The organism is Collinsella sp. HCP3S3_E5, assembly GCF_052067635.1.
Taxonomy (GTDB): domain Bacteria; phylum Actinomycetota; class Coriobacteriia; order Coriobacteriales; family Coriobacteriaceae; genus Collinsella.
This window is the reverse complement of record NZ_JBQHQF010000003.1, coordinates 70959-93148: the sequence shown is the minus strand read 5'-3', so window position 1 is coordinate 93148 and position 22190 is coordinate 70959. Positions and strand designations below refer to the sequence as shown.

Below are 22190 nucleotides of genomic sequence, written 5' to 3'. Positions count from 1 at the left end.
TCTACACGTCCCTCCTTACAAACGTTCCTTCGTGGTTATACGAGCAGCGGGCATGCGCGGCCTGCGTCGACGCCGGGTCGACAGCAGTGACGTTGCCCGCCTCGAGTTCGCGCAAGCGCTCGGCGATGCCGGCCTCCACGCGATCGAGCAGGGCGTCGAAGTCCATGCTGCCACCCTCGCCGGGGAAACCTTTCTTAAGGCCCGGGATGCGACCGTCGCCACGCTCTTCCTCGAGCAGCTCGGCGCTCGCGGCACCGCGCAACGCCGGCTTGCCGCCCTTGGTCGAAAAATAGAGTGCCGCACGGGTATCCAAATCCAGCGCCCGGCGCATGGCCTGGGCGTAGATGAGCGTTTGGGTATGTGGCGGCAACCAGCGCGGATCGTCGATGGACGCCGTGCCCGATTCCTCGTCGCGCACCGTAGGATCGGCGAGCTTAAACTCCTCAACGCCCGTGCGATGCTTGTAGTCAATCACCACAGCGCGATTCTCGGCATCCACATCCACACGGTCAATGCGCCCGCCGAGCGGCCAGCCGGCATACTCGACCTGGAGCTCGTTGAACGCAAACTCCAGGTAGCGCGGAGCGAAGGGGGCAAGCGCCTCGGACTCGTAAGCAAGCACGCCCTCCAGCTGCGGCAGGATCTCGGCCACCTGACGCTCCTCCACCGCAGAGAGCGGTACCAGCGGGCCCTCGTTGCCACGCTTGCCGGCGTGCTCGGCCAAGGTCTCGGCAAAGACCTCGTGCAGCAGCTCCTGCGCACGCGGCAGGTTTTCGGGCGTCACACGCTCCATGCCCTCTTGGGGCAAGCGGGCATGCAGATGTTCCAGCACGTCGTGGACAAAGTTGCCCTTCTCCATGTTGCCAAAACCCGCGTCGATAGACTGGGGCTTAACGCGATACGAGACGAACCAGCACAGCGGGCAGGTGGAATAGGCCTCGATCTGCGAGGCAGACGTCAGACGCGGTACAAGCGGCGCGTCCTCGCCCTCGCCGTCCCGACGGCGCAAGACCAGATATGGCACGGCCGCCTCGCTCAAATGCTGAGGAGCCTCGCATGCCACGCGCTCGCGCTTGAGGCCCTTGCCGGCTGCAGGGTCAAAATCACCTACGATATCGCCCTCGCCCACGCATGTCACCCGAGCGGCACCGGTGGCCTCGGCATGCGCCCGCAACTCGGTCCACACGGCAGCCGGATAGCACTCGCGCGCCTGGCGATCGTGCGTCACGCGCGCAAGCGCAACCGGGCCACGTGCCGCCTCCATCGCGTGGCCAAAGCGCACGCGCAACAAGGCCGCAGGCTCAAGCGTCACGCCCTCGCGACCAAGGCTCGCAGCCAACGTGGCCAGCGGTCCTTCCTCGTGTGAGAGCGGATAGCTGTCCAGATCGACATCGGCAAACAGCACGGCATCGTAGCTGCCGGGGCGCAGAGCCGCCGCATCGGCAAGCGAGGCAAAGCGAACCTGGGCACGTGGCGCACGGTCAACCTCGTAGGTATCGTAATCGTAGGCGGTGCTACGCTTGTCCACCTTGGTGCGAATGCCATCGAGCACGGGCACGGTCGCGGCCTGTGACACGTCGAGCGCGCGGGCGCCATTCATAAGGATGTCAATGGCGTGGCGCAGCAGGACCGCCTCCGCTTGGCGACGAGCTTGGCCATCCAAGCTGCCCAGCGAGCGATCGGGCAACGCCTCGGCAACGGCAAGCATGGCCTTGAGCGCCGTCACGGGCTTGTCGCGCCACAGTGCCTGGAACACGTCCGAGACCACACACGGTACGTTCTTAAACCAGTTTTCGTCGCTTGCCGCCTTGCGTGCGCCCCTCACCTGGCCTTGCACGCTCTGCAGCAGGCTCTTAACGCCCGCGGTAGTCTTGCTACGCGAGAGACGCATATTCTTATCGAAGATACGGGCATTGGCGGCATCAGCGCCCGAAAGCGGACTGTAGATCCAGTCGGCAAGCTCAGGCGCGGGCCACCACTCGGTCTTTGACGCCACACCCTCATCGGCCGCCTTCATGCGCTCGATCAAGCTGGCAAGCGCCGCAAACTGCCTGCCCGCAATGGATTGGGAAAACGCCGTGAATTCAGTTGTCTCGGCAGCGATATGACGGGCCGCCAGACGAGAGGCAAGCTCACCGAACAGCTGGGGTGCCCGGGCAGAAACAACGAGCAGGCGCACGGGGTCGGCGGAGAGGCCGACGGTATCGTCGGCCCCGAAACCCTGGCGCGCTTTTACCAGATCATCAATTGCGTCCGCATAAGCATGAGCACGGGCGTGGGGGCCAGCGACCTCAATAAAGGCAGGCTGAGCGGTAGCTCCACAAGCGGCATCAGACGCGACGGCGTCCTCCCCCAGCGGCGCGACCTCAAATAGCACACCGCTGGCATCAAATGCCGCGGCAAGTTCCTCGCGCATCGCCGCCTGCTCGCGAGCAAGCAGCACGACGACCTCTCCCCCACTGTTCGCCACAGCAGACAGCAGCTCGAGCAGACCGTGCGTAAACGACGTGACGCCGCGTACACAGACGGCACGGGCGCGCGCCGGCAAATTATCGGCCAGGGCGCTGGCCATAATGTCAGCCGCCTCGCAGGGCTCGACCATATCTCGACGGTCCAAACCGCCCGCGTAGGCACGCAAAAGCTCGAACACACGAGCCTCGGCATCGCTTTTTGGCTCAGGCCGGCAATTGTTGCCACGGCATCGCTCGGCAGCTGTCCCCGCCACACCTGGCAGCACATCGCGGGCCATGCGCGCAAGCATGCGCACAGTGCCCTGGCTGCGCGAAAGCGGCTGCAGGTCGACATCATCGAGACGCGTGACCATGTCCGAAAACAGCATCTGGCGCTGCAGGTTGTCGACGAAACCGCGCCCGTCGCCCAAAAGCTCCCAAAGCGAGCGAAGCCACGACGCGGGCGTCTTGTAATCGATGCCCAGCGAAACGCCGGCTTCCGCCGCATCATGACGGCACAGGTCGAGCTCGGCAAACGTTGGCGCCAGCAGCACGGCGCGCCCGTGGCGGGCAATAAGGTCGGCAAGCAGCGCCGACTCGGCATCGCTCAAATCCGTGCCGGCATTAGTGGTATAGATTCGAACAGGCATGGTCCTCCACTCAAACTGTTCGCAATAATCAATGCATCCATCCTACCCGCCCAAGCGGACACATTGCCACCGCAGCTTCATGTTTTGGTGCTTTGGAGACAAGTCGCTTTGCACCGCATTGGTGCAAAGGGGGCAGACTCGTCCGTTGGTGCAAGCGAACCTGGCCCCTTTGCACCAATTATTCGGCATATAAAAACCGCCCCCGGAGGAGCGGTTTTTCACAATTCGTTTTGCCTCGGCCTATTCGCCATCCTCCAGCTTAATGAGGATCTTGCGATAGCCACCGTACTCGCCGTTGAGCGCCTTGGATACACGGCTCACCGTGGTGGACGAAGCGCCGGTACGGACCTGAACCTCGACATAGGGCTCGCCCTCGTCCAGGTAGCGCGCGACCTGCAGACGCTGCGATAGATCGCAAATCTCGCGCGGCGTGCAGATATCGGTCAAAAACGCTTGGATATCTTTCTCGTCGTCCAAAAGACTAAATGCGTGGACTAGCTGCTTGACATCAGGCTTGTCAAACATGTTCTCGATATTCATCGATCACCGCCAAACCCGCCAAAAGGCATCGAAGTTGATACTGGTACCGGGCATCGTTCGCCCATTCTATGCAATAGGGCAACGCATGTGGCTTTTGCCCGTAGCAGTTTAGCACACCACCAAACTAAAGTGACAAGACTCTCTGTCAGCGGCGCGTTTTTTAGGACGAACGCCGTTTTGAAACCGAATGCGCACGCAAGCTCCACGAATATCTGAGACAATGGGCGCCCAAAGCAGAGGCGCACGCCAAGGCAACCATCCGATTCGCCGCGGCAAACGAGCTCACGCGCCACCAACACGTCACGCGCACCGGAAAGGAACCCACCATGCGCTTCTTGCTCAACTGGCTTTTGACCTCAATCGCTATCGCGATCGCCACGTTCCTCGTCCCCGGCATTCAGCCCTTCGGCATGGCCGACGCCTGGGTCTGCTTTGCCTTTGTGGGACTGTTCCTCAACGTCGTCGACTCGCTCGTCAAGCCGCTCCTGACGGTCATCTCGCTGCCGCTCACCATTATCACGCTGGGTATTTTTCAGCTTGTAGTCAACAGCTTTATGCTCGAGCTTGCCAGCTACCTATCGGTAAATCTGCTGGGCGCGGGCATCTCCATTGCCAGCTTTGGGTCGGCCTTTATGGGTAGCATTTTGGTGTCCATCACTCGAAGCATCTTCGACAGCATCGCCAGGAACTAAAGCAACCGGATACGAACCGCCACAACACGCCAAAACGAAGGCCGTCCATCGCAACGATGGACGGCCTTCGCCTTTGTCAAGCCTCAGAGGACAAGAAAATCTACCATTTCTACCCCGTCCCCAAATGGCTGGTGGGGCTAGATGACGTAGTCGTAGCCCCCGTTGGGGGCGACGAGCGCATCGAGCGTCACACCGTCGAGGTAGTCGTTGATGAGCTTGTCCAGGTTCTTCCACACGTCGAGCGTGGGGCACTCGTCAGATCGCGAGCAGCCCTTGCAGTCGCCATCCAGGCAGGCGACCGGCGCCAGGCTGCCCTCGGTCAGGCGCAAGATCTCTCCCACCGTGTACTGCTCGGGCGGGCGCGTGAGCACGTAGCCGCCGCCCTTGCCGCGCATGCCCGAGAGCATGTTGGCGCGCACGAGCGTAGCCAAGATGTTCTCGAGATATTTCTCGGAAATCCCCTGTCGCGCCGCGATCTCTTTGAGCGGGATGCGACCGGCCGCCTGGTGCTCGGCCAGGTCGACCATAACGCGCAGGGCGTACCTGCCCTTAGTAGAAACCAACATATATAGTGCTGCCTTTCGGTCTTTTAATCCGTTGAAATTCTAGCCGAAAAATTGGCTTTGAAAATACCCATTCCAGTCAAGGTGGTTAATCAGCTCGTAATAATCTCCTATTTCCTATTGCATTACTAGGCTTTAGTGTCTACTATGCTTGCCAACAGCTAAACAAACAACCTATAAGGTTTATGGGTTTAGCTACTAGGCCACCGTAAAACTACACGGTATCCAGTCATTTGAACACTTGGAGGTTCACCATGAGCAAGGTTTATACGTCCATCGATCAGCTTATCGGCCACACCCCGCTTTTGGAGCTCACTCACTTTGAGGCCGATGAGGACCTTAAGGCCCGCGTGCTCGTCAAATTGGAATACTTCAACCCCGCCGGGTCCGTCAAAGACCGCGTCGCCAAGAACATGATTGACGAGGCCGAGAAGGCCGGCAAGCTCGTGCGCGGCGGCGACTATACCATCATCGAGCCCACGAGCGGCAACACCGGCGTTGGCATCGCCTCGGTGGCGGCGGCTCGCGGCTACAAGGTGATCATCACCATGCCCGAGACCATGTCCGTCGAGCGCCGCAAGCTTATGCAGGCATACGGCGCACAGCTCGTGCTCACCGACGGCTCCAAGGGCATGAAGGGCGCCATCGCCAGGGCCGAGGAGCTGCAGAGGGAGACCCCCAACAGCATCATCGCCGGCCAGTTTGTGAACCCCGCCAACCCCGCCATCCATAAGGCCACGACCGGCCCCGAGATCTGGGACGACACCGACGGCAAGGTCGACATCTTCGTCGCCGGCGTTGGCACCGGCGGCACCGTGACCGGTGTGGGCGAGTTCCTCAAGGAGCAGAACCCCGAGATTCAGGTTGTCGCCGTCGAGCCCGCCACCTCCCCGGTACTCTCCAAGGGCCAGGCCGGTCCGCACAAGATCCAGGGCATCGGTGCCGGCTTTGTGCCCGACGTCCTCGACACCCAGGTCTATGACGAGATCATCCCCGTCGAGAACGACGACGCCTTTGCCACCGGCCGCGCCGTGGGCCACAAGGAGGGCGTGCTCGTGGGCATTTCGTCCGGTGCCGCCGTGTGGGCCGCGCTGCAGCTGGCCAAGCGCCCCGAGAACGAGGGCAAGACCATCGTGGCACTGCTCGCCGATACCGGTGAGCGCTACCTGTCCACGGCACTGTTCCAGGACTAGAGCCTTTTTTCCCATAGGTTGAGCTCAGGGACGAACCTGCCTCCTCTCTCTCCCGGCGGTCTGAGCCCATCCCGTCAGGGTGTCCCACGAGACGTCCGAACTTGCTACAATGTCTGCGGCGCGGAACCAGCCTCCCGCGCCGCTTTTCTTTTTTGGCCACATGCCACCAAGGAGAACCTCCCCATGCACAACAAGCGCGTGCTCGTCGCCATGAGCGGCGGCGTCGATTCCAGCGTGACTGCCTATCTGCTCAAGTGCCAAGGCTACGAATGCGTCGGTGCCACTATGCGCCTCACCTGCCCTGCGCCCGATCCCGTCACGGGCATGAGCAAGGTCGACCGTGACATCGCCGATGCAAAGGCCGTCGCCGATCGCCTGGGGATACCTCACCATGTGCTCGACCTGCAGCAGGCCTTCGACCGCAACGTTATCGAGCGCTTCGTGACCGCCTACCAGGAGGGGCTGACGCCCAACCCGTGCATCATCTGCAACCGCCATATTAAGTTTGGCGCGCTGCTCGACGCGGCACTCGATATGGGCTGCGACTACATTGCCACGGGTCACTACGCCAAAACGAGCCAAGCGCCCGATGGCACCTGGCAGCTGCACCGCGGCGAAGACTCCAAGAAGGACCAGAGTTACTTTTTGTATTCGCTCACGCAAGAGCGCCTGGCACGCACAATCTTTCCGCTGGCAGGGTTGGACAAAGAGCGCGACGTGCGCCGCATTGCCGCCGAGCAGGGCTTCATCAACGCCAAGAAGGCCGAGAGCGAGGATATCTGTTTTATCGCGGACGGCGACTACGCGGGCTATATCGAGCGCCGCTGTGGGCATGCCGCCGAGCCGGGCGATATTGTATGGCGCGACGGCAGCGTGGTCGGACGCCACAACGGCGCACTGCGCTATACCGTCGGCCAGCGCAAGGGCCTGGGCGTCGCGATGGCGCGCCCCGTGTATGTAACGGGCGTCGATGCCGCCAACAACATTGTGCATCTGGGCGAGGCTGAGGACCTGACGGCGACAGCACTCACGGCCAACGACTGGATTTGGAGCGCCCCTGCCGACCGCATGGAGGCAGAGCTCACGTCCGGCGACATTCGCGTGGGCACCAAGTACCGCTACCGTCAAAAGGACCAGGCAGCGACCCTTACACGTGGCGCCGACGGACAGATGCTTCTGACCTTTGACGAGCCGCAGCGCGCCGTCGCCCCCGGCCAGGCCGTTGTAGTCTACCGCGGCGATGTCGTCCTGGGCGGCGGCACCGTGACCGGCGCACTTAAGTAGCCACGGGTTTATCGCTGCACGTGTCGAAGTACCTCAACAGCAGCATTCACCTCGATAACGCGACGCTCGAGGCCGCGGCAAATGGACTCGAGCCGGCCCTCCGCTGTGGCCCATTCGCTCTGCGAAAGAATCTCGATCGCCTCATCAACAAATCCGTTGAGCCGCGATGAATCGAACCAATCGAGTGAGTCCGCAAGCGCCAGCTGGACGGAAGGGTCGGGCCCAAACGGCTTAGCAGAAAACCCAAACTCCCCAGCTGCGAGCACGGCAGTTGGTACGTTGTACCACAGGCAGTTGCCGCTATCGAACAGCGGAGCAGGCCTTATCTCCAGGGTGTCGACATTGCGGATGATGCCGAAGTTTCGCCAATGGCGATCGCTGTTGGCCAAAAGGGCATCGCAGACAATCATCTGCGACATAGACCTTCTCACGGCAGCCTCGTCTGCTCCATGCTTACCAAGGAAGCGGCAGTACCGGTCGTATGTCGAGTTTCCCCGCTGGCTACCAAGTGCGCCCTTAACGTAAACAGCCGGAACGTATTCCTCGCGGCCGTCAAGAAAGTCGTCGCACAGACACACAGGGCCATCGAACATTCGCTCAACCGTATAAGGAACAAACTCGCCCTCCGACAACAAGCGACGATGTAGAGCCGTTGCAACCGCCTCGTTAAAGGGACGCTGATCGTCCATGCCGCAACCTTTAGCCAAAAAGCGAATGCCGTTTCGGATCATCCACGATTTAGGGAGCTCGCCCTCGGACGTGTTATCCGGATTTTTAAGACCGATGCCCTCCAGCCAACCCGAACGTCCCTCGGGCGCCGATCGCTCAAAATCATTCTCGAAGTAATTGAGGTTTCGCCATTTGAGCCCGTCGCATTCTGCCGGCCGCAGCCAATAGCAATCCGAAAGCGAGAGGCCCAGGCACTGAACCGGGACCTCGATGCCACTGGCAATTCCCAGTTCACGATAGCGCGAGACGAGTCCGGGGCGAACATCGGGCACCGACCGATGGCTCCACCACACGTTGAGCTCCCGTTTATTCACCGTAGGAGAAGAGCTCGAGCACGTGCCAAACGGCATTCGTTGTGCATCGAGGACCTCCGCGATTTCGAAGGGAAATTCGCGCGACGGATCAAATGAGACATGCGCGACCTCATGGTCGGCCGACATCAGCGTAAACTTGCGCCCCACATCGGCCGCAGGACGGCGTCCACGTTTGCGGACCTTTTGATAAGCGACCGCGGAATTGTACTCGACCATCTTCCGTCCGCCCACAATATCGCACGCGAGCGTTCCCGATGCGGCAAGTTGAGATATGCGGGCTTTCGTAACGCCCAGCAGGCGGGCAGCATCACCCATAGACAAGTACTCAGACGTATCCATACACCACATCACCTCGTTAAGTAATTTACACGTTTAGTTAATAGATTACATACATCATAATACTAAACGACCCAAAGCGAAAAAAAGCCCGAGAAATCGGGCTTTAGCGATTGGTCAGCCGAGTCGCAAGCTGCTCCCCTAGCGCTGAACGTAGGCGCGAACCAGCTCGTAGGTATTGCGCACGCCGTCGATGTGGCTGCGCTCGTAGTTGTGGCTCGCGTACACGCCAGGGCCGATCAGGCCGTGACGGATGTCGTAGCCGGCAGAAAGCGTGGCCTCAACGTCTGAGCCGTAATGCGGGTACACGTCGATGGCGTAATCGAGCTCCAGCTCGCGCGCGATATTGGACAGCGTGGTCACCAGATCGTAGTTGTAGGGGCCGCCCGAATCCTTGGCGCAAATCGACACCATGCGCTCGGTGCAGCCCAGATCGTCACCCACGCAACCCATGTCCACGCTGATCATCTCGCGCGTGTCGGCCGGCACAAAGGCACCACCGTGGCCGACCTCCTCGTACACCGTAAAGAGCAGTGAAACCTTGCGCGAAAGCGTCACCTCGCCGTCAGCAACGGCGCGGGCCAAACCCAGCAGAATCGCCGCCGACAGCTTGTCATCCAGGAAGCGGCTCTTAATGTAGCCGCTCTCCGTCACCGTGGTACGCGGATCCATAGCGATGATGTCGCCCGTCTGGATGCCCAGCTCGAGCACGTCATCCTTGCTGTCGACATTCTCGTCGAGCAGGATTTCCATGTTCTTCTCGATGGTCTTGACCGGCTCGTCGGCCACGTGCGCCGAAGGCTCGGTATTGAGGACCACACCCGTGTACACATTGCCATCGCGCGTGTAGACGGTGCAGTTCTCGCCATCGGCCGTAGACCACTGATGCCCGCCGAGCGTCGTGGGACGCAGGCGACCATTGTCCTTAATGGAGCGCACCATGGCGCCCAGGGTATCGACATGGCTCGCCAACACAAGCGGCTCGCCCTCGCCGCCAAGCTCAACCAGCACGTTGCCCTTATTGGAACGCTCGGGGCCAAAGCCCATATCGCGCAACGTTTCCATTAGATAATCAGTCGCCGCACGGGTATAGCCCGTAGGCGAAGCAATCGAGGTAAGCGCCTTCAACTGGTCAGTAATATAGGAGAGCGTAGAATCCATCTTGGACACCAAAGTCACCCTTTCATATCGAATTAAACCCACAGCAACAATACCACCGCGAACCATCTTTTTACCTAGCGAGACAACCCATCGAGCTTCTCAGAGCGGCGCCCGCCACGATAACGAGCCGGCGGGCCCCCGCCCGTTAGCCCCAGAATCTTTCCGCAGGACAGAAGGAGGCCCCGCCGCACGTAGTGCGCAGCGGGGCCTCCGACATGTCCGAGGACGATTGTGGGGGTAACGGGCGGGGGCCCGCCGAACCATGTTAGGCAGCCGGGCAGATCTTCTTGAAGAGCTCGATGACGTCGTCGAGCGTCGCCTCGCGCGGGTTGCCCGGGAAGCAAGCGTCGGCCATGGCGTCCTTGGCCAGGACCTCGATCTCGTCAGCCTTCATGGCCTCGCAGACGTGCGGGATGTTCACGTCAGCGGAGAGCTGCTTAACGGCGGCGATAGCGGCGTCGGCAGCCTCATCGGTGCTCATGCCCGTGGTGTCAACGCCCATGGCGACGGCGACCTTGGCCAGGCGCTCGGCGCAAACCGGCTTGTTGAACTCCATGGCAATCGGCAGCAGCATGGCGCAAGCGACGCCGTGCGGAGTGTCGTAGTGAGCGGACAGGGTGTGAGCCATGGCGTGATCGATGCCCAGGCCAACGTTAGAGAAGCCCATGCCGGCAACATACTGACCAAGAGCCATGCCCTCGCGGCCGGAGCCGGGCTGGCCGGACTTGGCCTCGGCAACGGAGTCGCGCAGGTTCTCGCTGATCAGCTTGATGGCCTCAAAGTGGAACATGTCGGAGAGCTCCCAAGCGCCCTTGGTGGTGTAGCCCTCGATGGCGTGGGTCAGAGCGTCCATGCCGGTGGAAGCGGTCAGGCCGGCGGGCATGGAAGCCATCATGTCGGGGTCGACGACGGCGACCTCGGGGGCGTCGTTGGTGTCGACGCACACGAACTTGCGGACCTTCTCGGGGTCGGTGATGACGTAGTTGATGGTCACCTCAGCAGCGGTACCGGCGGTCGTCGGCACGGCGATGGTGAACACGGCGTGGTTCTTAGTGGGAGCAACGCCCTCGAGGCTGCGGACATCGGCGAACTCGGGGTTGTTGATGATGATGCCGATGGCCTTGGCAGTGTCCATAGAGGAGCCGCCACCGACGGTCACGATAGCATCAGCCTCGGCGGCCTTGAAGGCCTCGACGCCGTCCTTGACGTTCTGGATAGTGGGGTTGGGCTTGATCTCGGAGTAGAGGCTCCAAGCGATGCCGGCGGCATCGAGCTCATCGGTCACCTTAGCGGTAACGCCAAACTTGACCAGATCGGGGTCGGAGCAGACGAAAATCTTCTTGTAGCCGCGACGCTGGAGCTCGCCGGGGATCTCCTTGATGGCGCCGGAACCATGATAAGAGATGGTGTTGAGAACGAAACGATTAGCCATTGATAGCCTCCCATCGTGTGCGGGGCACCCATTACGCCCCACGCTATGGCTCCCATCCTAACGCTTTTGAAGCGAAAAACGCGTGAGAACGTCAGATTATTTAAAGCGTTTCAACAACTGGTATCGTCACCGCCTGACCACTAAACAAAAAGGGGCGGCCGAGATGACCGTCCCCTCCCCATTATTGATCAGTGTGGCAAGGGGTCAGCCCCTTGCCACATCCTGCCGCTATTTTTGGCAGGCCTCTTTCCAATCTTCGCAGGCGCGCTTCCAGCGAAAACGCAGGTCGCGCTCGCGGTCGATAAACATGATGGCAAACGCCACGAACAGCAGCACGCTCGCCACCGCAATAGCGTGCAGCCCCATGCGCTCAATACACCAGTTTCCCAGCACAGCGCCAAACACAAAGGTAAAGATCACGCCAAAGTACAGCAGGCCGTTTTCCAAAAAGCCGCGCTTGTGGGTGATGATGTAGTCGTCCACGTTTTGCAGCGCATTGCGCAGGTTACCGATGCACATGGTCGTGGCAATGCCGTGACCGTGGATCTTGCGGAAGCTCTCGACCTGCATACCGCAGGCAAACGAGATGAGGCAGTTGGCGAGCAAGTTGTAGCCGCCGCCGGGGATAAAGCTCACGCCCAGCAAGATGACGGCTTCAAAGAACACCGTCACCTGGCGCCAGTGAATCACGCTGCCAAACCGTTCGTGTACCAGGTCGGCAAGCATAATGCCCACGGCAAACGACACCACAGGGAAGAAATAGCGCCCCGCGAGCGCCCAATTGCCCTCCGAGATGCTCACGCCCACCAGCAAGATGTTGCCCGTCTGCGCGTTGGCGAAAACATGGTCGCGCCCAATGTACGAATAAACGTCCATAAAGCCACCGGCGAGCGCCAAGATGATGCCCAGCTCAATAGACTCCGATATCTGTTTGGCACGCTGCATCGTCGTGCGCCCTCCTTGTTGACGACCCTCTCGTGCGTTGGCGGAAACATAGCCGCCGTTCATACTGTAACCCATTGACAACATGGCGCGCCCGCGAGACGGCTTCCCCAACGCGCAGATACACCGTCTGGAAACAAACGACGGGCGCGGCATCGACACCCGACACCTCGTGTACTCCACCAGTCTTTTTAGCCCCGTCCCAAAAAGACTGGTTACAATTACGTGCAGCATACAAACACCGGGAGGAATCGTGGCAAAAAAGCCCCAGGACGCTCAGCACAACCAGCACGGCAAGCATGCCCAACGCGGCCAGCAGCAAAAGCGTGGAAGCAAAGCCCAGGGCTCGCGCCCCGCGCATGCCCCGGCAGCGCCTGTCCGCCCCTGGCGCCCGGGCCGCGATAAGTTCCTCCCCGTCAGCCGCGACGACATGGATGCGCGCGGCTGGGACCAGTGCGACTTTGTCTACATCTGCGGCGACGCCTACGTGGACCATCCCAGCTTTGGCATGGCCATCATCAGCCGCGTCCTCGACGCGCACGGCTACAAGGTGGGCATCATCTGCCAACCCGACTGGACCGACCCCGCCAGCATCACCGTGCTCGGCGAGCCGCGCCTGGGCTTTCTCGTCAGCGCCGGCAACATGGACTCCATGGTCAACCACTATTCGGTGACCAAGCACCGCCGCCACACCGACGCCTATACCCCCGGTGGCGAGGAGGGACACCGCCCCAACCGTGCCGTCACGGTCTACGGCAACCTCATCCGCCAGACATTCAAGGACGCCCCCATCATCATCGGCGGCATCGAGGCAAGCCTGCGTCGCTTGGCCCACTACGACTACTGGCAGGACAAGCTCAAGCGCTCGGTACTGCTCGACTCGGGCGCCGACATCCTCATCTACGGCATGGGCGAGCACGCGATTGTCGAGATCGCCGACGCGCTCGACGCGGGACTGCCCGTCGATCAGATTACCTATATCAACGGCACCGTCTACCGCACGGGTTCGCTCGACGAGGTCTACGACTACGACCTGCTGCCCAGTTGGGACGACCTTACCGCCGACAAGCTCAATTACGCGCGCAGCTTTAACGTGCAGCAGCAGAATATGGACCCCATCACCGGACATCGCCTGGTAGAGCCCTACCCCAACAGCGTCTATGTGGTGCAGAACCCGCCGTCGGCGACGCTCACCACCGACGAGATGGACGAGGTTGCCGAACTCCCCTACGCGCGCGATTGGCATCCCGATTACGACGCGGCGGGCGGCGTGCCGGCCTTTGCCGAGATCAAGTTTTCCATTAGCTCCAACCGCGGCTGTTTTGGCGAGTGCTCGTTTTGCGCGCTCACCTTCCACCAGGGTCGCGTGCTGCAGATGCGCAGCCACGACTCGATCATGCGCGAGGCCGAGCTGCTCACGCGCGATCCCGAGTTTAAGGGATATATCAACGACGTGGGCGGGCCGACGGCCAACTTTAGCCGTCCCGCCTGCGACAAGCAGCTCAAGCACGGCGTATGCAAGAACAAGCGCTGCCTGTGGCCGAGCGTGTGCAAGAACATGGTGGTCGACGAGAGCGGCTACACCCAGCTGCTGCGCGACCTGCGCCAGCTGCCGGGCGTCAAGAAGGTCTTTGTCCGCAGCGGCATCCGCTTCGACTACACCATGGCCGATGCCTCGGACGAGTTTTTGCGCGAGCTGCTGGAGCACCACGTCTCGGGCCAGCTGCGCGTAGCACCCGAGCACGTGAGCGACGCGGTGCTGTCCGTAATGGGCAAACCGAGCCGAGCCGTCTACGACGCATTCTGCCGTAAATTTGAACGCTTGAACCGCGAGTACGGACTCAAGCAGTACGTGGTGCCGTATCTGATCTCGAGCCACCCCGGATCGACGATGAAGGAAGCCGTGGACCTTGCCGAGGCCGTGCGAGACATGGGCTACATGCCCGAGCAGGTGCAGGACTTCTACCCCACGCCGTCCACCATGTCGACGTGCATGTACTACACCGGCGTGGACCCGCGCACCATGGAGCCGATCTATGTGGCGCGCGACCCGCACGAGAAGGCCATGCAGCGCGCGCTCATCCAGTATCGCAAGCCCGAGAACTACAAGCTCGTGCGCGAGGCGCTAGAGAAAGCCGGGCGTCGCGATTTGATCGGCTACACCAAGCATTGCCTGATCCGTCCCGTGCCGCCACGCCCGGGCGAGACATCTGCCGGCGGCGGACATGGCACCGGCAAGAAGGGCGGCAAGGGCCACGGTGGCGCTGGCGGCACTGGAGCCAAGGGGCCCAAAGGCAGCAAGGGCCACGGCGGCATGTCGCGCGCGCAGAACACCGCCGGGCGCAACCGTGCGGCTCAGGGGCGTCAGGGTGCCAACGGAGGCGGTCGCCGCAACTAAGGCAGCAGTGCGCTCGCTGCGTCCATCCCACACGCGTAGCGCAACGAGCGCATTGCCTCAACGAGGATGACGCCGGCGATAGCGACCGTAATTACCACGTCGAGCGGCGTGTTCACAAACCAGAGCAGGCCCATGAGATACGACCCGGCATTAAAGGCAAAGTGCAGCAGGATCGTGTAGCGGAGCTTTCCGGTCGTCACGAGCACCCAACCAAAGATGAGGGCGGCGGCACCCGCGTAGCAACCCTGCACCCAATTCATGTGCATAAAACCGAAGATTGCCGCCTGCAGCATAATCGCCGCGGCGACACCCCACGTGCTTGGGGCCGCCCAGGACACTATGGCGCCGTCTTGCGCACTCGCACGACGCCGACGCTTCCAGAGCGGACGGCACTGGGGATTAAACGCACGCAGCGAAAACTCAAAGATAACACCGCGCACCAGGAGCTCTTCGCAAAACGGCGCGCCGAGCACCGTGGTCAGGACGGCAAGAGGACTGGTATCGCCCATGCCCGTTTCCTCGACAAGCTCGCTGTAGTCGGCCGCGGCATCGGGCAACAGCGACAGCACGGCGTCGGTCACGTAGCTAACGACCACCTGCAGGGCAAGACCGATCACGATAACGCAGGCGATGCGTTTCCACGCCCCACGCGCTCCCCCGCCGAGCGGATGCTCGCTTTGCGAACGCGCCATAAACGAGCGCGGCCACAGATAACGCCACCACAGCAGCGCCATCAAAAACGACGCCGTCTGAGCGGCGGCCTGAAGCAATTGAATGTCGAGGTCATCGATCGAAAAACCCATGAACACCGATGCGACGCCAAGGGCGGAGAACAAAACGACGCTCAGGGCAATATCGGCAGCGACAACGCCAAAACAGGCGAGCGCCCACGCTATCGCATTGAGCATGCCAACCTCCTCAAAACCCGGCACTGAGGGACGTTCCTTAACTGCCGGCAGACAAGGAACGTCCCCAAGTACCGGCAGTTTGGGACAGTCATTGTTGATGAGAATCGGGTGCAGTGCCAAAGGCCCCGTTGGGCGAGATGTCGAACGGGAAGGTGCCGCAGCGATTGAACGCGGCGATAAACATGCGGATGGCGTTGGACGGCGTGGTGCCCACGAGCTGGGTTGCCGCCGCGAAGGCCGCCTTTTCCTCGGGCAAGACCTTCGCGACAACCGGGGTCATGTGTTCTGCCATGGCGCTTCCTTTTTGAAACAACGGTAGTGCGGATAGACGCGGGCCACGCGGCTGGGCGACGGGCTGTGAAGGCAACCCGATTGGCCCGCATCTGGAGTTTGTTTCTGCGGCGTTGGTATTACTTGGTATTCCTAAGTTATACACAGGAGATAGAATACCACACCCGGTCCCATGGGGACGGAGAAAAGACGGATTATTTTGTTGCTGGGTTAGTATTTAGAGCGTGATGATGTCCGAGATATCGAGGGCCTAAGCGTCGGCGTATGGCGCGCCCAGGCTGGGTATCCGGCGCATGGCGCCCTATTGTCTTGCATAATTTCGCTTGCGTCATGCATAAATAGACGGGGGTGCCCCTTCCCGTCCAAACGTACCCCCGCTTGGACCGTGCAAAAACCGGAGTTTTCAGCATCGCGGCCCCCGCAGGCGGTGCCGCAAATCGTGGACGCCGCGCGATTGGCGTCGTTTTGGGGCACGGCGCGACGCGAAACGCGCGTTATCGCCGCGCCGGACGCCGTCAGCCAACCCAAATCGCCTGCCGAAGGATCCCGCTGGCTCAAAAAGACGATTCCAGCGCGTATGCAGCCACCCCGGCTTGCTGAAAACTCCCAAAAATGCACGGCGCGCCCCGGGGGACCCGTGCGCGCCACGAAAAACACGCCCGCATCCAAAAGAATGCGAGCGCGAAAGCCGGATGGCGGCAAGGGCGCCAGGCAGCGGGCGAAATCCCCGGCGTGTCCGCCCGGGCACCGCAGCCGCCGCGCGTCAGCAGAAAACCTCATGCCCTGCGTTGATGTCGGCCCCCGCATACGCGAATCTCCAACTAGGTCGATAGCCCGTATCCCTTGCCGCGACCGTCTCCGTGCGTTTCCACGAAGAAGACTGGCCCCACCTAATACTGAGCCCACTAAAAGGGCCCCGAGCATAGTCTGCTCGAGGCCCAAACTCGTGTCGCCTTACCGCGCGACGCGTATGTTACTTGCGCTTGCCGCCGCCGTCACCGGGGCGACGGGAGCTGCCGCCGCGCTTGCCGCCACGGCTGTTGCCATAGCTGCCACGGTTATCGCGACCGCCGGCACGGCCACCACGGGAGCCGGCCTGGTTGCCGCCACGTCCGCCGCGATAGCCGCCGCGGCGCTCTTCGCGGGTATCGTCGTAGTTGCGCCAGTCATCGCGACGATCTCGACTGGCACGCGGATCGCGACGATCGCGCGACTCGCCAGAACGGCCGGCGCCACTGCGGCCGCCATTGCCGCGAGCATCCTCGCGACGCCCACCGCCGCGGCCACCGCGCTCTTCAAAGCGCTTGCCGCCACGGGACTCGCCGCCGCGGCCACCGCGCTCGTCATCACGACCGGAACGACGGCGGTCGCCCGCGCCGCGCTTGCCGCCGCGCGAACCGCGGCCCTCGTCCTCGCGCTCAACACGGCGACGACCGCCGCGGTCCTCGTCCTCGCGGCGACGGCGATGTGCCTCGCCCTGGAACTGCTTGGCACGACGCTCGGCACGGTTGCCGCGCGGGGCCGGCTCGACGGCACCAGCACCGCCGCGCTCCTCGGCAGCCACCTCGCGGGCCACACTCTCCACGGCCTCGTCCACGCGAGCCTGAACGCCCTCGCGCACGCGGGTCTTGCCGCCGCGCTTGGGACGGCTCGGGCGCTCGCTGTCGCCGCGACGCTCATCACGACCGCGGTTGGAACGACCGGCCACATCGCCGTAATCGTCGCCGTTGCGTTTGCCGTCGCGACGCGCCTGCTCAAGCTTCTTCTTGCTCTTGGACTTGCCGCGCTTGGCCTTCTTCTTCACCTTAAAGGCCGCAGGGTCGCGCTCGGGGTCAACCGCGGGCGGATTGGGACCCACATGCAGGTCGCCGGCCTCGTAGATGTCGGCCGTCTTGTCCATGAGCTTCTCGATCTCGTAGAACTCATCCACGTCCTGCTCGGTCACAAACGTGATGGCCCAGCCCAGCTCGCCGGCGCGCCCCGTACGGCCAATACGGTGGATGTAGTCGGTCGGCTCGGCCGGCACGTCAAAGTTCACGACGTAGCGCACGTCGCTGATGTCGATGCCGCGGGCGAGCACGTCGGTTGCCACCAGCACGTCGACGGTACCGTCGCGGAAGGCCGAAAGCGCGCGCTCGCGCTGGGCCTGGCTGCGGTTGCCATGAATCGCGGCGGCCTTGATACCCTTGCGCTCCAGACGACGGCAGCAGCTGTCGGCACGGTGCTTGGTGCGCATAAAGACGATGGTGCGCTCCGGGCCTTCCTTCTTGAGGAACTCGGGCAGCAGGTTGTTCTTGGCCTCGATGGACACCGGAAACACAAACTGGTCGACGGTGTCGGCGGTCGATGTGGCGGGCGCGATCTCCACGCGGGCCGGGTCGCTCACAAGGTCGGTGATCTCGCCCACGGCCTCCTCGTCGAGGGTCGCCGAGAACAGCAGCGTCTGGCGCTCGGCCGGCGTCTCGCGCACAATACGGCGAACGGCGGGCAAAAAGCCCATGTCGAGCATGCGGTCGGCTTCGTCGAGCACCAGCACCTTGACCTCGTCCAGGTGGCAGGCACCCTGCTCGATCAGATCGACCAGACGGCCCGGCGTTGCGACCAGGATGTCGCAGCCGTACTTGAGGGCAGCGGTCTGCGGCTTGTAGCTCACGCCGCCCACGACGGTCACGGCAACATGGCCGGTGACGTCGGCGATCTTGCTCGCGACCTCGTCGATTTGCTGGGCGAGCTCGCGCGTAGGGGTGATGACGAGCATCACGGGGCCGCGGCCGTTGCCCTCGGGCTTTTTAGCACCGCGACGACGGTTACGGCCGCCGCGCTCGCGCACAGGTTTGGGAGGAGCGATGTGCTCCAGATTGTTCATGGTCGGCAGCAAAAAGGCGGCCGTCTTGCCGGTGCCGGTCTGAGCGGCGGCAAGCAGGTCGCGGCCCTCGAGCACCACGGGGATCGAGCCGGCCTGCACGGGCGTCGGCGCCGTGTAACCCAGGTTCTCGATGGCACGAAGTATCTCGTCCGAAAGACCCAGCTCGTCAAAGGCGGGCAGGTTCTCGGTAGCGGACTCGACGGTCTCGGCGGCGCTGGCCTCGTCGGCCGCATCGAAGGCAGCCTGGGCCATGGCCTCGCGGGTCTCGTCCAGGATCTCGGCGTCGGTAACGTCGGATACAGAATTACGCATATGTTGTTGTTCCTTATCTGCACGCGCAAGGGGCACGGCATGCGGCCGCGCGGGCGTGCTTGGTAGTGCGCTAGTACATACAAAAAGGGTGCGCACAGAGAGGACGTTGCTCAGCACGCTGGCGATCGCTTTGGCAGCCATATCACGCGCCGTCCAGACGCAGCAGCTCTAAGCGATGGAGCAGATTCGCCGCGGGTTAGTATACCTGCACTCCGTATGCCCCCACGTAAACCACAGATGACAGGGCGGGAGGAGCCGAGCAGAGACCCCCGCCGGACAACATCTCAATCTGTAACAGTTACGAGGCAAAACCAGGTCTACACGTTACGAATCGAGACAAACCAAAACCTCGCAAAACAACATCTCGATCTGTAACAGATAGAGGTCATTTTCCCTGCCAGATGTTACAGATCGAGATGTTAAGCAACCGCCGAATTGTTTGTCTCAATCTGTAACAGTAACTCGGCAAAAACGGAACTAGATGTTACAGATTGAGACGAAGGGCGAGGATGGTGCGCTAACTTGGCAGTCGACCCCCGTATCGGAATGTCATACATTTCAACTTTTGCCACACACCCCCAGGGGGTATGGGTGTATAGTATCGAGAGGTTAACAATTCCAACACCGAACCACAGAAAGGAGAGGCCATGGCTCAAGATAAGTTCGACGTAGGCGGCATGACATGCGCCGCCTGCCAGGCGCACGTGGACCGTGCCGTGAGCAAGCTCGACGGCGTCCAAAGCGTCGCGGTCAACCTACTCGCCGGTTCCATGATGGTCGACTACGACCCCGCGCAGGTCTCCCCCGACGATATCTGCACCGCCGTCGACCGCGCGGGCTACTCGGCCTCACCCGTCAGCACGGGCACCGGTGCCGCCGGCTCAAACGGCAGCGCGCAAGCCAGGTCCGGCGCCGCCCATATGGAGTCGCCCACCAAAAAGCTGGAGGCCGCCGCCTCTGCCATGCGCACCCGCCTCATCGTCTCGATCGTCTTCCTCATCCCACTGTTCTACATAGGCATGGGACACATGCTCGGCTGGCCGCTGCCCGGCATTTTCACCGACCATATCCACAGCATGACGCTCGCCCTCACCGAGCTTGTCCTGCTCATCCCCATCGTCTACGTCAACGACGCGTACTTTATCAACGGGTTTAAATCGCTCGCGCACGGCGCACCCACCATGGATGCCCTTATTGCCGTGGGCGCCACCGCTTCCATTGCCTGGTCGCTCTATGCCATGTTCATCATGGCCGACCAGCTGGCCACAGCTCAGGTGCACGAGGCCATGATGACAGGCATGGACAATCTGTATTTTGAGAGCGCGGGCACGATCCTGTCGCTCGTCACCGTGGGCAAATACCTCGAGACGCGCAGTAAGTCCAAAACCGGCGGCGCCATCGAGGCGCTCATCGATCTGGCGCCTAAAACCGCGACCGTCGTTGCCGACGACGGCAGCGAAACCACCGTCGACGTCGATAACATCCTTCCCGGCCAGGTCCTGCGCGTGCACCCCGGCGAGTCAATCCCCGTCGACGGCGTGGTGCTCGAGGGTAGCTCGGCCGTGGACGAGAGTGCGCTCACCGGCGAGTCAATCCCCGTGGAAAAGACCGCCGGCGACACCGTCAACGCCGCCACCGTCAACCGCACCGGCTCGTTTACCTTCCGCGCCACGCGGGTTGGTGCCGAGACATCACTCGCCAAGATCATCCAGCTCGTCGAGGACGCCAACGCCACCAAGGCGCCCATCGCCCGCATGGCCGACAAGGTCGCCGGCGTGTTCGTGCCCGTGGTGTTCGTGATCTCGGCCGTGACCTTGGCGGTGTGGATGGCACTGACCGGCAGCATAAAGGAGGCACTTACCTCCGCCGTGGCCGTGCTGGTGATCAGTTGTCCCTGCGCGCTCGGCCTAGCCACGCCCGTCGCCATTATGGTAGGCACCGGCAAGGGCGCCGAGATGGGCATTCTGTTTAAGAGCGCCGAGGCGCTGGAGAACCTGCGCGGCGTGGGTACCGTGGTGCTCGATAAGACGGGTACGGTCACCCGCGGCAAACCTGCCGTGACCGATATCGCGGTAGCCACGCGCGCCGACGGCTCGCCCGCCATGAGTGAAAAGGCGTTACTGAAGCTCGCTGCCGCGCTGGAGCGCTCGAGCGAGCATCCGCTGGCCGAGGCGATTATGACCGAGTGCGAGGCGCGCGGAATCGTGGCGCGCATGGTCGAGGACTTTGCCGCCGTGCCTGGACGAGGCGTTACGGCGCGCGAGGGACAAAACGCCATCGCTGCCGGTAACGTTCGCCTGATGAGCGAGCTGAGTATCACCGTGCCCGCCGGTCTTGCGGAGCGATTTGCCGCCGAGGGCAAGACACCGTTGTTCTTTGCCAAGAACGGCGAGCTTGTCGGCACCATTGCCGTAGCTGACGAGGTCAAGAAGACGAGCGCCGAGGCCATCGCTGCGCTGCGTTCGCTCGGCGTCGACGTGCACATGCTCACCGGCGACAACCGCATCACTTCCGAAGCAATCGCCCGCCGCGTAGGACTGAGCAGCAAGCAGGTCATCGCCGACGTGCTTCCCGCCGACAAGGAACGCCACGTGCGCGAACTGCAGGATGCGGGCGGCAAGGTCGCCATGGTGGGCGACGGCATCAACGACTCCCCCGCCCTGGCGCGCTCCGACGTGGGCCTTGCTATCGGCACCGGCGCCGACATCGCCAAGGAAGGGGCAGATGTGGTACTCATGCGCAGCGACCTCATGGACGTCGCCCGCGCTATCGAGCTTTCGCGCGCCACGATTCGCAACATCAAGCAAGACCTGTTCTGGGCGCTGTTCTACAACGGCATCGGCATTCCGCTCGCTGCGGGCGCGTTCTTCCCCCTCACCGGCTGGCAGCTCTCGCCGATGTTTGGCGCCGCGGCGATGAGCCTGTCGAGCGTGTGCGTCGTGTCCAATGCTCTGCGCCTGAAATCCTTTAAGCCTAAAGTGGCAAAATAGGCTCACCATTACGTCCATTTAGAACGGGTTTTCCAGGTGCACGAGATTGACCTGAAAGAGGAGCGACGCGTACTTTGGTACGCGAGCGACGGCTTGAAGGTCAAGGTCGGGTGCCTGGGAAAGCCAACATAACAGAGAG

The 22190-nt window shown here is 62.2% G+C and carries 15 protein-coding genes; 5 read left to right on the top strand and 10 right to left on the bottom strand.

Features of this window, described 5'->3' with window-relative positions:
- Position 1 precedes the first annotated feature (1 nt).
- Complete coding sequence (locus ACTM82_RS01745; RefSeq protein ID WP_441054802.1) at positions 2-3100, bottom strand: PD-(D/E)XK nuclease family protein; 3099 nt, start codon at positions 3098-3100, stop codon at positions 2-4.
- 240 nt (positions 3101-3340) lie between these two features.
- On the bottom strand, positions 3341-3640 hold the full coding sequence (locus ACTM82_RS01740; protein WP_154515917.1) for a YerC/YecD family TrpR-related protein: 300 nt from the start codon (positions 3638-3640) through the stop codon (positions 3341-3343).
- Positions 3641-3966: 326 nt separating this feature from the next.
- On the opposite strand from ACTM82_RS01740, the gene ACTM82_RS01735 reads away from it, so the two are divergent.
- Positions 3967-4332 carry a phage holin family protein gene (locus ACTM82_RS01735; protein ID WP_427717799.1) on the top strand — a complete coding sequence of 122 codons (366 nt, stop codon included), beginning with the start codon at positions 3967-3969 and terminating at the stop codon, positions 4330-4332.
- Between the two features lie 137 nt (positions 4333-4469).
- On the opposite strand, the gene ACTM82_RS01730 is transcribed toward ACTM82_RS01735, so the two are convergent.
- On the bottom strand, positions 4470-4898 hold the full coding sequence (locus ACTM82_RS01730; protein ID WP_154515923.1) for an RrF2 family transcriptional regulator: 429 nt from the start codon (positions 4896-4898) through the stop codon (positions 4470-4472).
- A gap of 251 nt (positions 4899-5149) precedes the next feature.
- On the opposite strand from ACTM82_RS01730, the gene cysK reads away from it, so the two are divergent.
- Together cysK and mnmA are read left to right on the top strand one after the other, a co-directional pair.
- Positions 5150-6088: a cysteine synthase A gene (gene cysK, locus ACTM82_RS01725; RefSeq protein WP_441054804.1), complete on the top strand. Its 939-nt coding sequence runs from the start codon at positions 5150-5152 to the stop codon at positions 6086-6088.
- 18 nt (positions 6089-6106) lie between these two features.
- Positions 6107-7372 (top strand): tRNA 2-thiouridine(34) synthase MnmA, encoded by a 1266-nt coding sequence (gene mnmA, locus ACTM82_RS01720; RefSeq protein ID WP_441054806.1) that lies wholly within the window; start codon positions 6107-6109, stop codon positions 7370-7372.
- A gap of 8 nt (positions 7373-7380) precedes the next feature.
- Here mnmA and ACTM82_RS01715 read toward each other — a convergent pair whose 3' ends face one another.
- The 4 genes from ACTM82_RS01715 to ACTM82_RS01700 form a co-directional block, all read right to left on the bottom strand.
- The gene (locus ACTM82_RS01715; RefSeq protein ID WP_441054808.1) at positions 7381-8754 is read right to left on the bottom strand and encodes a hypothetical protein; all 1374 of its coding nucleotides are present in this window, start codon (positions 8752-8754) and stop codon (positions 7381-7383) included.
- Positions 8755-8892: 138 nt separating this feature from the next.
- Positions 8893-9912, bottom strand: a complete 1020-nt coding sequence (locus ACTM82_RS01710) for a M42 family metallopeptidase (RefSeq protein WP_441054833.1) — start codon at positions 9910-9912, stop codon at positions 8893-8895.
- A 265-nt stretch (positions 9913-10177) separates the two neighbouring features.
- On the bottom strand, positions 10178-11344 hold the full coding sequence (gene fucO, locus ACTM82_RS01705; protein WP_154515935.1) for a lactaldehyde reductase: 1167 nt from the start codon (positions 11342-11344) through the stop codon (positions 10178-10180).
- Positions 11345-11572: 228 nt separating this feature from the next.
- Positions 11573-12289, bottom strand: coding sequence for a YoaK family protein (locus ACTM82_RS01700; protein WP_154515938.1), 717 nt, complete (start codon positions 12287-12289; stop codon positions 11573-11575).
- 250 nt (positions 12290-12539) lie between these two features.
- Between ACTM82_RS01700 and ACTM82_RS01695 the strand changes: the two genes are divergently transcribed.
- Complete coding sequence (locus tag ACTM82_RS01695) at positions 12540-14684, top strand: YgiQ family radical SAM protein (protein WP_441054810.1); 2145 nt, start codon at positions 12540-12542, stop codon at positions 14682-14684.
- On the opposite strand, the gene ACTM82_RS01690 is transcribed toward ACTM82_RS01695, so the two are convergent.
- The 3 genes from ACTM82_RS01690 to ACTM82_RS01680 all read right to left on the bottom strand — a co-directional run bounded on the left by ACTM82_RS01690 (position 14681) and on the right by ACTM82_RS01680 (position 19061).
- Entirely contained in the window at positions 14681-15592 is a 912-nt protein-coding gene (locus ACTM82_RS01690) for a CPBP family glutamic-type intramembrane protease (RefSeq protein ID WP_441054812.1), read from the bottom strand. The two genes, ACTM82_RS01695 and ACTM82_RS01690, sit on opposite strands and share 4 nt — an antisense overlap.
- An 88-nt stretch (positions 15593-15680) precedes the next feature.
- Positions 15681-15884 (bottom strand): type II toxin-antitoxin system RelB/DinJ family antitoxin, encoded by a 204-nt coding sequence (locus ACTM82_RS01685; protein WP_117734431.1) that lies wholly within the window; start codon positions 15882-15884, stop codon positions 15681-15683.
- Positions 15885-16856: 972 nt separating this feature from the next.
- Positions 16857-19061, bottom strand: coding sequence for a DEAD/DEAH box helicase (locus ACTM82_RS01680; protein WP_441054814.1), 2205 nt, complete (start codon positions 19059-19061; stop codon positions 16857-16859).
- A 647-nt stretch (positions 19062-19708) separates the two neighbouring features.
- On the opposite strand from ACTM82_RS01680, the gene ACTM82_RS01675 reads away from it, so the two are divergent.
- Complete coding sequence (locus ACTM82_RS01675) at positions 19709-22051, top strand: heavy metal translocating P-type ATPase (RefSeq protein ID WP_441054816.1); 2343 nt, start codon at positions 19709-19711, stop codon at positions 22049-22051.
- The last annotated feature ends 139 nt before the right edge of the window (positions 22052-22190 follow it).

Coding starts and splice junctions, on each gene's coding strand:
- ACTM82_RS01745 (WP_441054802.1), bottom strand. CDS start 3,100: ATGCCTGTTCGAATCTATACCACTAATGCCGGCACGGATTTGAGCGAT.
- ACTM82_RS01740 (WP_154515917.1), bottom strand. CDS start 3,640: ATGAATATCGAGAACATGTTTGACAAGCCTGATGTCAAGCAGCTAGTC.
- ACTM82_RS01735 (WP_427717799.1), top strand. CDS start 3,967: ATGCGCTTCTTGCTCAACTGGCTTTTGACCTCAATCGCTATCGCGATC.
- ACTM82_RS01730 (WP_154515923.1), bottom strand. CDS start 4,898: ATGTTGGTTTCTACTAAGGGCAGGTACGCCCTGCGCGTTATGGTCGAC.
- cysK (WP_441054804.1), top strand. CDS start 5,150: ATGAGCAAGGTTTATACGTCCATCGATCAGCTTATCGGCCACACCCCG.
- ACTM82_RS01715 (WP_441054808.1), bottom strand. CDS start 8,754: ATGGATACGTCTGAGTACTTGTCTATGGGTGATGCTGCCCGCCTGCTG.
- ACTM82_RS01710 (WP_441054833.1), bottom strand. CDS start 9,912: ATGGATTCTACGCTCTCCTATATTACTGACCAGTTGAAGGCGCTTACC.
- fucO (WP_154515935.1), bottom strand. CDS start 11,344: ATGGCTAATCGTTTCGTTCTCAACACCATCTCTTATCATGGTTCCGGC.
- ACTM82_RS01700 (WP_154515938.1), bottom strand. CDS start 12,289: ATGCAGCGTGCCAAACAGATATCGGAGTCTATTGAGCTGGGCATCATC.
- ACTM82_RS01690 (WP_441054812.1), bottom strand. CDS start 15,592: ATGCTCAATGCGATAGCGTGGGCGCTCGCCTGTTTTGGCGTTGTCGCT.
- ACTM82_RS01685 (WP_117734431.1), bottom strand. CDS start 15,884: ATGGCAGAACACATGACCCCGGTTGTCGCGAAGGTCTTGCCCGAGGAA.
- ACTM82_RS01680 (WP_441054814.1), bottom strand. CDS start 19,061: ATGCGTAATTCTGTATCCGACGTTACCGACGCCGAGATCCTGGACGAG.
- ACTM82_RS01675 (WP_441054816.1), top strand. CDS start 19,709: ATGGCTCAAGATAAGTTCGACGTAGGCGGCATGACATGCGCCGCCTGC.